We start from the raw sequence: 15902 nt of genomic DNA on the forward strand, positions 1-15902 counted from the left end.
GCCGACGTTGTCCAACCACCCGAAACATGAAGGAGCTCACCTACCCTGTAATCCCTAAAAAGTGCTCCCCTCCCAGCGCTTGCTCAGAAGCATCGCATGGTCAGACGCCGATCGTAACCGCATTGGCAGCTTGTTCCCGTCGACGATCCACCTGCGTTCCCCGGCCGATTGCTACCGCTCAGGGGTTTCGAGCAGCTCAGCGAGCCGGGGACCGATCTCGGCCAACGCTTCGGCAGAGGTCATCAACTCGTGCGTCGACCCGATCGGGCGATCGATGATCTCATCGGAGACGAAAGGCTGCCAGTCGGCGGGGGTGCGATCTGGTCGAGCCTCGGCATCGACCGTGGCGCGGAAGAACTCGAGCGTCCCCTCGAATACCCCCGGCCGGTACTGCGACTCCAGCTCGACCGTGCGCATGGCCGTGCGGTAGATCAGCCGCAGTCGTTCGGGGGTGAGCACGTCCACGCCCTGGCCGATGGCCATGGTGTGCAGCGCCGCCACGGCCTCGTCACCGATTTCCTGCAGATTTTCCGCCGCGGGCAGAGCCGCCGTGTCCAGTCCCAATTCGGTGAAGGCCTGGCGGATCTGGTTCCGGAAATCGGTGAAATCACCGCCCGGGTAGGCGTCCAGAATCGCGAGCAGCGCGACCTGCGCGCCGTCGGCCTGCAGTTCGGTCGCCACCGCGTGGGCCAGCTTGCCCCCGAGCGACCAACCGAGGATCCGATACGGCCCCTCGGGCTGCACCGCCCGCATCTCGGCGACATAGCGACGCGCGATCTCGACCATCGAGCCCGGGTGGTAGTCGTCTTCGGTGAGCGCGGGCGTCTGGATGCCGTAGATCGGTTGGTCGGCCGGGAGGACCCGGGCCAGTCCGGCATAGGACCACGACAGTCCGGCCAGCGGGTGCACGCAGAACAGCGGCGGCCTGGTGCCGGCGGTGCGGAGCGGGAGGATCACGCCGAGTGCGGCCGCGGAGCCGGAGTCGCGCCCGTGCTCGAACACCGCGCTGATCTGTTTCGAAATGCCGAGCACCGTCGGCTCGGTGAAGAACCAGGCGACCTTGATCTGCGCGCCGGTCACCTTGCGCAGTCGGCTGACGACCTGGGCGGCCAGCAGCGAATTACCGCCGAGGCCGAAGAAGTCGTCATCGATGCCGACCCGGTCGATGCCGATGACCTCGGCGAAGACAGCGGCGACGGTCGATTCGAGCGGGGTCGTCGGTGCGCGGAACTCCCGTGCCGCGAAGACGGGATCGGGCAGGGCGCGGCGATCGAGCTTGCCGTTGGGGTTCAACGGCATGGCGTCGAGGACCATGATGACGGCCGGAACCATATAGGACGGCAGACGTTCGGCGACATGGGTCCGCAGTGCCTCGGCGTCGACTGTGGTGGTGGTTACGACATAGGCGACGAGCTGATCCGAACGCACCGAGGCCACCGCCCGGGCCACCGAATCGTGTGCGGTGAGTGCGGTTTCGACCTCGCCGAGTTCGATGCGCAGGCCGCGCAGTTTGACCTGGAAGTCGGTGCGGCCGAGATAGCCGATCGAACCGTCGGCCTTGCGGGTGACCAGGTCGCCAGTGCGGTACATCCGGGAACCGGGCGCACCGAACGGGTTGGCGACGAAGCGATCCGATGTCAGGTCGGTGCGACCGGCGTAGCCGCGGGCCAATTGCGCACCGGCCAGGTACAACTCGCCCGCGACACCCGACGGCACCGGATGCAGCCGGGAATCCAGTACGTACGCTTGGGCATTCCAGACCGGCAGGCCGATCGGTACCGCGCCCTCGATATCGGCGGCCACCGGACTGTGCGTCGCGTGGACGGCGAATTCGGTCGGTCCGTACAGGTTGTAGAGCTCGGCTGAGCTGACCTTTCGGATGGCCTGCACCGCGTCGGCGGTGAAGGCCTCACCGGCGATCAACAGGGTGCGCAGCGATGCCAGTGCGGAGCCGTCGACCGCGCCCGCGAAGACGGTCAGCATCGAGGGCACGAACGAGGTCATGGTGACCCGCTCGGCCGCAATGACCTCCGCCAGGTACTGCGGGTCACGATGCCCATCCGGGCTCGCGACGACAATCCGGCCACCGGTGGACAACGGGCCGAACAACTCCCACACCGACACGTCGAACGTGGCCGGGGTCTTGAACAGCACGACGTCATCGGCACCGATGCCGTATTCACCGGTGATCCAACGGATCTGGTTCACCACTGCGAAATGCGGCACCACCACACCCTTCGGGCGACCGGTCGAACCGGAGGTGAAGATGACGTACGCGGGGTTGCTCGGCCGCAGCGGCGCAATCCGCTCGGTGTCGGTGACCGGCTGCTCCGAATAGCCGGACAGGTCCAGCTCATCGATCGTGATCGTAGGCAGTTCAGTCTGGAAGTCGTCGCGCGAACTGGTCAGAACGCACACCGGTGCGGCCGACTCGAGCACATGCCCGATCCGCTCCGCGGGCTGCTCGAGGTCGAGCGGCACGTAACCGCCGCCGGCCTCCTGCACGGCGTAGGCCGCGATCACGAAATCGACCGAACGCCGCAGGGCAAGGGCGACCAGCTTTTCCGGTCCGACGCCGGCCTCGATCAACCGCCGCGCCAACCGGTGCACATGCGCACCGAATTCGGAATAGGTCAGCGTCGCGTAGCGACTCGATGAGGGGTGGTGGTCGGGCGACGGGTGGGCCAGCGTCGCGTAGCGACTCGATGAGGGGTGGTGGTCGGGCGACGGGTGGGCAAACGAAGTGCCGGTCGCCGGATCGACGATCGCGACCGCATCCGGCGTCGCCGCGGCCTGCCCGGCGAATTCATCCACAAGCGTCCCCACCGCAGCGAACTCACGGTTGGTGTCGTTCCACCGCCACAGCACCGCGGCCCGTTCGGTATCACTGAGCAGATCGATATCGCCGACCGGTGTGTCGGGCCGGGCAATGATCTGTTCGAGCAGCCCCACGAACCGCTCCGCGAACCCTTGGACGGCGGCGTCATCGAAAAGATCCCTGGCGAAGGACAATTCGGCGACCATACCGGCACCGCGAGCCGCCTCCTGAATGGTCAGCGACAGATCGAATTTCGCGGCATCGATCTCCAGATCGACCGCGCCGATGCGCAATCCGGGCAGTTCGAACGAGGTGTCGGGCAGATTCTGGAACGACAGCATGACCTGGAACAGCGGATGCCGCGCAGTCGAGCGCACCGGGTTCAACAGGTCGACCAGTCGCTCGAACGGAATGTCCGCGTGTGCGAAGGCCCGCAGATCCGCATCCTTCGTATGTGCCAGCAGCGCACCGAAACTCAGTTCGCCCGACACCGCGCTGCGCAGCACGAGGGTATTGACGAACATGCCGATCACATCGTCGAGTTCGGCCTCACCGCGACCGGCGACCGGGGTCCCGATTGCGATGTCATCGGTGCCGGACAACCGCGCCAGCAAGACCGCGAGCGCGGTGTGCACGACCATGAACATGGTCGCATTCTCGGCCCGCGCGAGTTCCTGCAGGCCACGGTGCAATTCGGTGCCGATCGCGAAGGCCACCCGGCCACCGCGGAACGACTGCGTCGGCGGACGCGGCCTATTCGTAGGCAGATTGAGCTCGTCCGGAACACCGGCCAGCGCGTTGCGCCAATAGTTCGCCTGGGCCGTGATGACGCTGTCCGGATCGGCTTCGGAACCCAGCACCTCACGCTGCCAGATGCTGAAATCGGCGTACTGCACCGGAAGTGGCGACCAAGCCGGTGGCGAACCGGCCGAGCGGGATGCGTAGGCGATCATCAGATCCCGGGTCAGCGGGCCCATGGACCAGCCGTCCGCGCTGATGTGATGCGCCACCAACACAAGCACATGCTCGTCCGACTCGACCTGGAAGAGCTTGGCCCGCACTGGAACCTCGACCGTCACATCGAAACCGGCCGAGGCCGTGGCGAGGACCTGTATGGGCAGATCGACCGCGCTCACCCGCACCGGCGTCAGATCCGGCACCGCCTGTTCGGCGGGCACGATCAATTGCACAGGACCGTCATCGGTCTGTGGATAAACGGTGCGCAGTACCTCGTGCCGCTCGATCAGATCCATGACGGCCAGCTCCAGCGCGACCAGATCGAGCGCACCGGTCAGGCGCACGGCGGCCGGAATATTGTTGACCGCGGAGGACGGATCGAGCTGGTTGAGGAACCACATCCGCTGCTGTGCCATCGACAGCGGAATCCGTTCCGGGCGCGGACCGGCGGTCAGTGCGCGGCGACCACCGGATCCGGCGTGCTGCTCGATCTTGACCGCGAGCCCGCCGACCGTCGACGCCTCGAACAGGGTGCGCACCGGCACCCGGCCGCCGATGGCCGCACCGAGCCGGGCCACCACCTGGGTGGCGATCAGCGAGTTGCCGCCGAGTGCGAAGAAGTCGTCGTCGGCGCCGACTCGTTCCAAGCCGAGCACATCGCCGAAGACGCCCGCCACGATTTCCTCGACCGGTGTTGCCGGGGCCCGGAATTCGCGGCTGGCGAAGGTGGGTGCCGGCAGCGCCTTGCGATCCAGCTTGCCGCTGGTATTCAACGGGAGTGAGTCGAGCGCCACGATGGTGGCCGGAACCATATATGCCGGAAGAGTTCCCGCGATCACGGTCAGCAGTTCGGTCTGATCGATCTGGTGACCGGGGGCAGGCACGGCGTACGCGACCAACTGGTCGCCCAACGTCGACGGCAGCACAACGGCCACCGCCTGGCTCACCGAAGCCTCGGCCAGCAGCGCGGTTTCGATCTCGCCGAGTTCGATGCGCTGGCCGCGGAACTTGACCTGGAAGTCGGTGCGGCCGATGTATTCGAGCACACCGCCGGACACGGTCGCACGCCAGACGACCAGGTCACCGGTGCGGTACATGCGTGTGCCAGCGCCGAAGGGGTTGGCCACGAACCGATCCGAGGTCAGATCGGGTCGGCGCACATAACCGCGGGCCAGCTGGTCACCGGCCAGGTACAGCTCACCGGCCACGCCGGCAGGCACCGGATGCAGTCGCGAATCCAGTACGTACACCTGGGTGTTCCACTGCGGCAGTCCGATCGGGACGCCGGGGCGGTCGTCGCCGCGCGCCTCCCAGTAGGTCACCGAGACCGCGGCCTCGGTCGGACCGTAGAGGTTGTGCACGCGGGCATTCGACATGGTCCGCACGGCGTCGACGGTTTCCGGCGGCAGCGCCTCGCCGATCACGAAGATGTCCCGCAGCGTCGGGCAGGAGCCCGCCGGGGTGTGCGCGGCGAAAACGGTGAGCATCGATGGAACGAAATCGGTGACGGTGACGCCCTGTGCAGCAATGGTTTCCGCGACATAGGTGGGGTCACGGTGGCCGTCGTGCGTGGCGACCACCAGTTTCGCGCCCGCGCGCAGTGGCATGAAATAGCCCCACAGCGAGACGTCGAAGGTGGTCGCGGTCTTCTGCAGGTACACATCGCCGACGTCGAGCGGATACTCCGCGAGCATCCACGTGGTCTGGTTGTGGATGGCCGCATGCGAAATCGCCACGCCCTTGGGACGTCCGGTCGAACCCGAGGTGAAGATGACGTAGGCCGGGTTCTCCGGACGCACCGGGCGCAATAGTTCGTCGGCGCGCACCGGATTCGCGTCGAATCCGTCCAGTGCCAACGTATCCAGGTGCAGCACCGGCGTATTATCGGGCACCGCAACCGCATCCGCGGTGGTGGTCAGCACCGCTACGGGCTGGGCGGTATCCAGAATGTGCGCGATCCGCTCCGCCGGATGATCCGGATCCAACGGCACATACGCGCCACCGGCCGTCACGATCGCGTACATCCCGACGACCAGGTCCAGCGAACGCCGAATCGCCAGGCCGACCAGGGATTCCGTGCCGACGCCCCGATCGATCAGCAACCGCGCCAAACGGTTGACCCGCTGATCGAATTCCCGATAAGTCAGCGTCGCGGAGCGACTCGATGAGGGGTGGTGGTCGGGTGACGGGTGGGCCAGCGTCGCTCTCTCATAGACCACCGCGATCGCGTCGGGATGGTCCGCGACCGCTCGGCGATAACTGTCGAGCAATAGTTCCGGGGCCACCGGATTGGCGGTCTGGTTCCAGTCGAGCAGGATTTGCTCCTGCTCGGCGGTGGCCAGCAGGTCGAGTTCGCCGACCGGGATGCGCGGTGCGGCGACAATCCGGTCGAGCAGGCGTATGAAGCGCTCAGCGAACCCCTCGACGGTCGCCTGATCGAAAAGGTCCCTGGCATAGACGAATCGACCGGTGATGCCGGCGGGCACGCCGTTCGCGTCGTAGGCATCGCTGACGATGAGGTTGAGATCGAACTGCGCCACCTGGATGTCGATACCGACACCGGATACGGTGAGGCCGGGCAGTTCGAGGCTGGACTGCTCCAGATTCTGGAACGACAGCCCGACCTGGAACAGCGGATGCCGCGCGGTCGAGCGGACCGGGTTGAGCACCTCGACCAGCCGTTCGAACGGGATATCCGCATGGGCGAAGGCCCGGATATCGGCTTCTCGCTGACGCGCGGTCAGCTCAGCGAAGGTGGAACCGGCGGCCACTCGGGTGCGGAACACCAGGGTGTTGACGAACATGCCGATCAGATCATCCAGCGCGGCTTCACCGCGGCCGGACATCGGTGTGCCGATGGCGATGTCGTCGGTGCCCGAGAGCCGCGCCAGCAGTACGGCCAGCGCGGTGTGCACGACCATGAACAGTGTCGCGCCCTCGGCACGGGCCAATTCGAGGAGGGCACGGTGAGTTTCGGGATCGATGCGCACCTCGGCCGTGCCGCCCGCGAAGGACTGCATCGCGGGGCGCGGCCGGTCCGACGGCAGATCCAGCTGTTCGGGCAGATCGGCCAGTGCGTCACGCCAGTAGGCGACCTGCTCGGCCGCCAGTGATTCCGGATCGTCCTCGCTGCCGAGCAGTTCGCGCTGCCAGATGCTGTAGTCCGCGTACTGCACGGGCAGTGGTGCCCAGCCCGGCGCGGCGTTCGCGGAGCGGGCCGCGTACGCGCGCATCAGGTCGCGGGTCAGCGGTGCGACCGACGAACCGTCACCTGAGATGTGGTGCACCACCATGGCGAGCACATATTCGTGTTCGACAGCGAACAGCACGACCCGGACCGGCACCTCGCTGGTGACGTCGAAGGTCGTCGAAGTCAGCTCGACGACCGCGGATTCGAGTTCATTCGGCGCGACCTCGCGGACCTCGAGTTTCGGCACGACACCGTCGGAGGGCAGAATCAGCTGGACCGCACCCGCGTCGGTTTGCGGGTAGATGGTGCGCAGGATTTCGTGCCGCTCCACCACATCCGCGACCGCTCGGCGCAGCGCCGCCACATCGAGGGTCCCGGTGAGCCGCACGGCGATCGGAATGTTGTAAGCCGTGGACTCGGTGTCGAATCGGTTGAGGAACCACATCCGCTGCTGTGCCAGTGACAGCGGAATATGTTGCGGCCGGTCGCCTGCCACCAATGCGTTGCGGGCACCGGTGCCGGCAAGCTGCTCGAGCTTCGCCGAGAGTTCGGCAACCGTGGATGCCTCGAAGAGCACCCGCACGGGTACCCGGGTGTCCAGTGCCGCACCGAGACGGGCGACCAGTTGCGTTGCCAGCAGCGAATTTCCGCCCAGGGCGAAGAAATCGTCGTCCAGGCCGAGGTAGCGGCCGTCGTCGGTACCCGTGCCGACGCGCAGCACGGCCGCGAACGTGCTTGCCACGATCTGTTCGGTATGCGTCTTCGGCGCACGGTAGGCAGCCTGCTCGAAGACCGGTTCCGGCAGCGCCTTTCGATCCAGCTTGCCGACCGGGGTCAATGGGATCTCGTCGAGCACGACGACCGCGGAAGGCACCATATGCGGCGGCAGGCGTCGTGCCGCACGCTCGATGAGGACACTGGGCTCGATGCCCCGGCCGGACACCGGCAGCACATAGGACACCAGGATCGTGACACCCGCGTCGCTCTGCCTGCCCATGGTGATCGCGAATTCGACATCGGCGTGCCCGCCGAGCACGGCATCGATCTCACCGAGTTCGATGCGGTAGCCGCGGATCTTCACCTGGAAGTCCGAACGGCCGACGTATTCCAGCGCCCACGGGATCGACGGCAGCGCCGCATTGCCCATCCGCAGTTCGGGTTCGGCGAACCAGCGCACCACGTCACCGGTGCGGTACATCCGCGCTCCAGGCTCGCCCCACGGATTGGCCACGAAACGCTCCGCGGAAAGCCCTCGACGGTTGTGATACCCACGCGCCAACGCGGCGCCGGACAGATACAGCTCCCCCGCCACGCCCGGCGGGACCGGGTGCAGTCGAGCATCCAGCACCAGCGCCGACATGCCGTGCACCGGTGTGCCGATAGTGATCGGCGAACCCGCCCGCAGCGTCGCGTAGGAGGCGATGACGGTGGCCTCGGTCGGACCGTAGCCGTTGTAGTACCTGCGGCCCGGCTGCCACTTACCGAGCAACTCCGGTGTGGTGGCATCGCCGCAGACCATGAGCATTTCGAGCTGCTCGAGCCCGATCGGATCCACCGAGCTCAGCACCGCCGGGGTGATGATCGAATGCGTGACCCGCTCGCTGCGCAGCAGATCACCCAGTTCCGGACCGCCGATGATCGCCGCGGGGACGATCACCACTGTCGCGCCGACCGAAAGCGCGACAAGCCATTCCAGCACCGACACGTCGAAGCTCGGCGAGCAGATATGCAGCAGCCGATGCTCCGGCTCCAGCCGGTACAGGCCGACCGAATGGTCGATCAGGCCGCCGAGACCGGTGTGGGTCACGGCGACGCCCTTGGGCATACCGGTAGAGCCGGAGGTGTAGATCACATAGGCCACATGGTGCGGCCGCAGCGGCATGATCCGGTCGGCGTCGGTGACCGTTGCGGCGGATCGGTCGGCGCACAGCGCATCCGTCTCCGCATCGTCGAGAGCAAGCCATTGCACGTCGTCCGGCAACTCACCCAGATGCTGCGAAGCGGTGAGGCCGACAAGCGCACCCGAATCGGTCAGCATGTGCCGCACCCGATCCACCGGGTAATTCGGGTCGACCGGGACATGTGCGCCACCGGCCTTCGACACCGCCAACACGGCGGCGACCATCTGATACGAGCGTGGCAGAGCCAGCGCCACCAGGCTTTCCGGACCAACACCGCGATCGATCAGCACCCTGGCCAACCGCGACGAGTACTCGTCGAGTTCGTGATAGCTGATCGACCTGCCCTGATAGCGGACAGCAGTACGCTGCGCACCACGACGTAGCCCGCGCATCAGCAGATCGGGCAGCAGCCCACCGGCCGTCACGTGATCCGGATGCACCCGGGTCAGGAATTTCGTCTCGGTTTCGGCCAGCAGCGGCAGATCACCCACCGGCAGCTCCGGCCTGGTCGTGATCGCCTCGAGCAGCCTTACGAACCGATCCGCGAACACCCGAACGGTGGACTCGTCGAACAGGTCACGCGCGAAAGAAAACACCGCGTACATGCCCTCGGATGTGCCCGGCAGCTCGGTAATCGCCAGCGAAAGATCGAATTTCGCAGTATCGATATCGAGATCGACTGCGCCGACGCGCAATTCGGGCAGCTCGAGCGAATTATCGGGCAGATTCTGGAACGACAGCGCCACCTGGAACAGCGGATGCCGTGCCGTGGACCGCTCCGGATTCAGCAGCTCGACCAGCCGCTCGAACGGAATATCGGCATGGGCGAAGGCCTGCAGGTCGGCGTCCTTCACCGCCGAGAGCCATTCCGCGAAGGTCGCACCGCCTGGCACCGGGGTCCGCAGCACCAGCGTATTGACGAACATGCCGATGACATCGTCCAATTCGGCCGCACCACGACCGGCTATCGGCGTGCCCACGGCGATGTCCTCGGTGCCCGACAGACGTGCCAGGAAGATCGCGAGCGCGGTGTGCACGACCATGAAGATCGTCGCGTTCTGTGCACGGCCGATCTCCTGCAGCCTGCGGTGCACCCGCGGGTCGACCGTGAAACCGACTGTGCCACCGGCGAACGACTGCGTCGTCGGGCGCGGCCGATCGGCGGGCAGGTTCAGCTCGTCGGGCAGCCCGGCCAATGTCGTGCGCCAGAATTCGGCCTGCGCGGTGATCAGGCTTTCCGGGTCGTCCTCGGAACCGAGCACTTCCCGTTGCCAGAGACTGAAATCCGCGTACTGCACCGGCAGCGGCTGCCAGGCGGGCGGTGTACCTGCCGCGCGCGATGCGTAGGCGAGCATGAGGTCGCGGGTCATCGGTCCCATCGACCAGCCGTCCGCGCTGATGTGATGGGCCACGAAGACGAGCACGTACTCGTTCTCAGAGGCGACGAACAGTGCACCTCGCAATGGCACCTGATCGGTGACATCGAATCCGGCGGCGATGATCTCGACGACCTTCGCGTGCACCGCGTCCGGCGCGACCTGTTGCGGACTCAGGTCCGGAACCGCCTGTGCCGCAGGCACGATCACCTGATGCGCGATACCGTCGCGGTCGGCCGGATAGACGGTGCGCAGGGTTTCGTGCCGCTCGACCAGATCGGCAACGGCCTGCTGCAACGCGGCGATATCGAGCGCGCCCGTCAGCCGGACCGCGACCGGCAGATTGTTCACCGCAGATTCGGTATCGAACTGGTTGAGGAACCACATCCGCTGCTGTGCCAGCGACAGCGGAATCTGCTCCGGCCGTGCACCGGCCACCAGCGGCAGCTCGTGACGCTGACCCGCGCCGGGTGCGACCGCGGCGGCCAAGGCGGCAACCGTCGGCGCTTCGAAGACGGCGCGCACCGGGACGCGACTGCCGATCGCGGCACCGAGCCGGGCCACCACGCGGGTCGCGACCAGCGAATTACCGCCGAGGTCGAAGAAGTCGTCGTCCGCACCCACGCGCTCGATGCCCAGCACATCTCCGAATACCTCGGCGACGGAGCGTTCGAGCGGCGTCGACGGTTCCCGGTAGGGCCGTCCGATGAACTCCGGTGTGGGCAGGGCCTTACGGTCGAGTTTGCCGCTCGCATTGAGCGGCAAAGCGTCCAGATGCACGATCGCGGACGGGACCATATATGACGGCAGCGCCGCGCGTGCCTGGTCGAGCAGGGCATCGTCATCGATCTGCGCAGCGGGCGCGGCCACCACATACGCGACCAGCCGATCGCCGGCGCTCCCTTCGACCAGCGCCACCGCCGCGCGCTGTACGGCATCCAGACTGAGCAGCACAGTCTCGATCTCACCGAGTTCGACGCGCTGACCACGCAACTTGACCTGGAAGTCGCTGCGGCCCAAGTATTCCAGGGCGTGTCCGCCGGCACGAGGCACCCAGCGCACCACATCGCCGGTGCGATAGAGCCGCGCACCATCGGCGTGCGCGACGAACCGTTCGGCGGTCAGCGATGGTGCGTTCACATAGCCACGCGCCAATTGCACACCGGCGACATACAACTCGCCGACCGCACCGACCGGAACCGGCCGCAACTGCCTGTCGAGCACATGTACCCGAGTGTTGGCGACCGGGGTACCGATCGCAATCGCCACGCGTCCATCGGCTTCGGTGGGATAGGCGGTGACGACCGTCGCCTCGGCGGGGCCATACCAGTTGAACAGGTGCGCGTCGGGTACGACGGTGTCGAAGCGCGCGGCGGTCTCCCCCGACAGCGCCTCACCGGCGGCGAATACGCGGCGCAACGACGGGTACCCCGCAGGTGCGCCGTCGAGAAATGCGTCGAGCATCGACGGCACGAAATGCACCGTGCTTACCGAGTATTCGTCGATCACCCGGGCCAGGTACGCGGGATCGCGGTGCCCGTCCGGTTCGGCGATGACCACCACCGCCCCGGTCTGTAAGGGCCACAACAGCTCCCAGGTGGAGATATCGAAGGTGATCGGCGTCTTGTGCAGCACCACATCACCGGGACCGTGCGGATAGGTCCGCTGCGCCCAGCGGAATTGGTTCGCCATCTGCCGATGCGTGATCGCGACACCCTTGGGCCGACCGGTCGAGCCGGAGGTGTAGATGACGTAAGCGGTGTTGTCGGGAAGCGGTGTCGCGACACCAGGCAGGTCACCGAAGATCGAGGCGGTGGCCGCAGAGCGAACAGGTCGCTCGAGAATGTCCACATTGACCAGCGGCGTGTCGGTCTCGGTTTCGAAGCCGGTCCCGGTCGTGGTCAGCACACACACCGGAGCCGCACTGGACAGCACATATTCACTGCGCTCGGCCGGATGGTCGGGATCGATCGGCACATACGCCCCACCGGCCCGCAGTACACCGTAGATCGCGACGACCATCTCGATACTGCGCCGCATCGCCACCGCAACCAGCGATTCCGACCCGACGCCGCGACCGACCAAGTTCGCCGCCAGCTCCCGCGAACGCGCATCGAGTTCGCGGTAGCTCAGGGCGGTATCGCGGTAGATCACCGCAGGCGTGTCGGGGGTGCGGGCGACCTGCGCGTCGAACAGCGTCAGCAGTGTCGAATCATCGAGCAGCTCGGCCACTTCGGTGGCATTGACGGCGTCGAGTACGACGCGATCGGCATCGGTCAGCGCATCGACCTCGGCGACCTTGGCGAACGGATCGGCGAGGAACCGCCCGATCAGTGTCGAGAAGCGTTGCGCCAGTGCCTGTGCCGCAGCCTCGTCGAAGACATCGCGTAGGTATTTGAGGGTGAAGTGCATGCGCGCGCCGGGGACGATCACCACGGTGACCGGATAGTGCGTGCCGTTCACGGCGACCGCGCCCTCGATGCTCATGCCATCGAGCGCACCCGCCGCCGCGGTCAGCGCCTGCTCGTCGACCGGGAACGATTCGAACACCACCAGGGTGTCGAAAAGCCCTTCCACACCGACGATTTCCTGGATTTCGCTCAGGCCGACGTAGTGGTGGTCCAGCAGCGCTGCCTGTTCGGACTGCAACTGCCGCAGCAATCCGGCGAGGGTGTCGTTCGCATCCAGGCGCACGCGGACCGGAATCGCATTGAGGAACAACCCGACCATGGTCTCGATGCCGTCGAGCTGTGGCGGCCGCCCGGAAACGGTGGCGCCGAAGACGACATCGTCGCGATCCACACTCCGCCCGATCAACAAACCCCAGGCCGCCTGGATGACGGTATTGACGGTGACCCCGGCATCGGCGGCCAACCGGCTCAGCGCCTTGGTGTCCGCGTCGGACATTTCGAAGCCGACTTCGCCTACGCCAGCGGTGATTTCGCGGGCCGGATCGACCGAAGCCAGCGGTGTCGGCTCGGTGATGCCGTCCAGCACCTCGCGCCAGGCCTTGCGCGCGGCACTGTGGTCCTGCGCACCGAGCCAGGCCAGATAGTCACGGTAGGAGCGGGCCTGTGGCAACTGGCTCGCATCGCCATTGAGCACATAGAGCGTCAGCAGGTCCTGGGTCAGCAGCGGCATCGACCAGCCGTCGATGAGAATGTGATGACTGGTCACCAGCAGGTGATAGGCCCCTGACATCGTGGCGCTCGCGGGGCCCTGCGTGGTTACGCGGGCTGCCTCCTCCGTGCCCGTCGCTCCCGCCGGGGCGGTCGAACGGATCAGCGTGAACCGCAGTAGCGGCGCGGTCCGCATATCGAAGTGGTCGGCCAGCTCGGCGGCCATGATCCGCTGCAACTCCGCAGTGGCATCGGCGCGATCGGTGAGGTCGACTGCACGCCAAGGCACTTCGACCTCGTCGAGCACGACCTGCACCGGATTGCCCGCGACATCCTCGGCGAATGCCACGCGCAGATTCACATGCCGACCCACCACGGCGACCGCCGCCGCGCGTAGTCGCTCGGCATCGACATCGCCGCCGAGATCGACCATGAACTGGGTCATATACGCATCGACCGAAGACTCGGCCAATTGCGCGTGGAACAGCATGCCCGACTGCAGCGGGGTCAGCGGCCACACCTCGGTCAGCTTCGGGTATTGCCTTGCCAGCCGGTCATTATCGGCCTGCGACAGCTCGACAAGCGGGCCCTGCGCGCCGGTCTCTACCAGTGCTCCCTGCGTGGCGAGCGGCGCGAGGACCGCGACCGTGCGCGATTCGAAAACGTCGCGCGGCGTGAAGATCACCCCGCGCGCCCTGGCTCGCGACACCACCTGGATCGAGGTGATGCTGTCGCCGCCGAGTGCGAAGAAGTCGTCGTCGAGACCGATGCGCTCGATACCCAGCACCTCGCCGAGCACCTCGGCGATGAGCTGTTCGATTTCGGTCTCCGGCGCCCGGTACTCCTTGGTCTCCAGCACCGGTGCGGGCAATGCCCGGCGATCCAGCTTGCCGACCGGGGTCAGCGGAATCGTATCGAGCACCGTGATGGTCGTCGGGACCATATGCGCCGGCAGTGAGCGTTCGGCGAAGGCGGTCAGTTCGTCGGTATCGACGACCGCGTCGCCCGCCGGGTGCACGTAGGACGCGAGAATTGTTGCGCCGGTATCGAGTCTATGCCCGATGGTGACGACGAAGTCGACACTGTCGTGCGCGCCGAGCACCGCATCGATCTCACCGAGTTCGATGCGGAAACCGCGGATCTTGACCTGGAAGTCGTTGCGGCCCAGGTATTCGATCTCACCGGCCGATGTCCAGCGCACCACGTCTCCGGTGGCGTAGAGCCGAGAACCGCTGGGATCGAACGGATTAGCCACAAAACGCGATGCGGTCAGCGCGGGCCGATCGTGATAGCCACGCGCCACCTGCGAACCCGTGATGTACAGTTCGCCGACCACGCCGCTGGGCACCTGATTCAACCGGTCGTCGAGCACGTATTCGGTAATGGCACGGATCGGACCGCCGATGGTCACCACCGCACCGGGTGCCATCGGCGAGCTGATATTGGTCATGATCGTGGTCTCGGTCGGCCCGTAGCCGTTGAAGAACTCACGTGTTCGGCCGTCGGCGATCGGTAATACCCAGCGCCGCACCAGATCCGGCGGACAAGCCTCGCCACCGGCGACCACGACCCGGAAATCGTCGAGCCCCGCCGGATCGACCGAGGCGAGCGCGGCCGGGGTGATGAAGGCGTGCGTCACCCGTTCCCGGCGCAGCAGCGTCGCCAGCTCGTCGCCACCGTAGATATCAGGCGCGACCACCACCATGGTCGCCGCACCGCCGAGTGCGAGCAGCAACTCGAGCACCGACGCGTCGAAGGACGGCGACGCGAAATGCAGTGTGCGCGACTGGCTCGTGACGCGATACCGCTCGCGCTGTTCATCGCAGAAGCTGGACAATCCGGCCTGCGTGACGACAACACCCTTCGGCTTGCCGGTGGAGCCGGAGGTGTAGATGACATAGGCCGGGTGCTCCGCCCGCACCGCGCGAACCCGGTCCGCATTGGTGATGGCCTCGCCCGAGTATTCCGCCAGGCGCAGTGCGAATTCGGGCGCATCGATCACCAGCCACTCGACCCGATCCGGCAGCTCCGCCGCCACCTCGGCGACCGCGAGGCCGAGCACCGCACCGGAATCGGTCACCATGTGCGCGACGCGCTCGGCCGGGTAATTGGGGTCGACCGGCACGAATCCGGCGCCGGTCTTGGCCACCGCCCACACCGCGACCACCGACTCCAGCGACCGCGGAATACCAACGGCCACAAGGTCTTCCGGGCCTACACCGCGTTCGATCAGCAACCGGGCCAACCGGGTGGACCGATCGTCGAGTTCGGCGTAGCCGAGCTGTCCCAGGGTCGCGCCGGCATCGGCGAAAACGACGGCGATACCCTCCGGATTCGCCTCGACCGCGGCGCCCATCAGCTGCGGCAGCGTGGTGACCCGCGACTGGCGGGCCCGGACCGGACGGCTACGCGCTGGCCGGGTCACGCGAACGACCCCCCTCCGATACCGCGCGGCCGCGCCCGATCCTGTCCCACCGACCGGCATCCCGGCATAGGAACTTTCCTCCCCTCGCTCATCGTCGCTACCCGGATCTCCCGGGT

The 15902-nt window shown here is 66.6% G+C and carries 1 protein-coding gene; it reads right to left on the minus strand.

The window, feature by feature from the left end:
* Positions 1–171: 171 nt before the first annotated feature.
* On the minus strand, positions 172–15786 hold the full coding sequence (locus ACQPYR_RS39935; RefSeq protein ID WP_433624777.1) for an amino acid adenylation domain-containing protein: 15615 nt from the start codon (positions 15784–15786) through the stop codon (positions 172–174).
* Between the last annotated feature and the right edge of the window lie 116 nt (positions 15787–15902).

The organism is Nocardia sp. CA-120079 (assembly GCF_050955745.1).
Taxonomy (GTDB): Bacteria; Actinomycetota; Actinomycetes; order Mycobacteriales; family Mycobacteriaceae; genus Nocardia.